We start from the raw sequence: 508 nt of genomic DNA on the forward strand, positions 1-508 counted from the left end.
CCTCGGCCACGATCCCCGCAGCCGGAACCGCGCACACGTCCGAGCGCTGATGGTGCGCCGCGGCCGCCTCACCCGTCGCCACGTCGATCGTGGCCAGCGCCCGGGGCACGGTCGCGATCGGCTTCATCGCCGCCCGTACCCGCAGCAGCTCACCCGTGGTCAGACCACCCTCCGTACCGCCGGAGCGACCGGAGGTCCGCTTGATCCCGTCCTCGGTCCGCACGATCTCGTCGTGCGCCTTCGAACCCGGCACCCGCGCGAGATCGAAACCGTCACCGACCTCGACACCCTTGATCGCCTGGATACCCATCAGCGCGGCGGCCAGCCGGGCATCCAGACGCCGGTCCCAGTGGACGTGGGAGCCGAGGCCCACCGGCACCCCGTAGGCGAGGACCTCCACGACACCGCCAAGGGTGTCACCGTCCTTGTGAGCCTGGTCGATCTCCGCGACCATCGCCTTCGACGCGTCCGCGTCCAGACAGCGCACCGGATCCGCGTCCAGCCTCTC

The 508-nt window shown here is 71.3% G+C and carries 1 protein-coding gene; it reads right to left on the reverse strand.

The features are described from left to right. On the reverse strand, window positions 1-508 hold a 508-nt coding region (gene aroC / locus IEZ01_RS34520), incomplete at both ends, for a chorismate synthase (RefSeq protein ID WP_189205746.1).

It is taken from the genome of Streptomyces purpureus (assembly GCF_014648195.1).
GTDB lineage: Bacteria > Actinomycetota > Actinomycetes > Streptomycetales > Streptomycetaceae > Streptomyces > Streptomyces purpureus.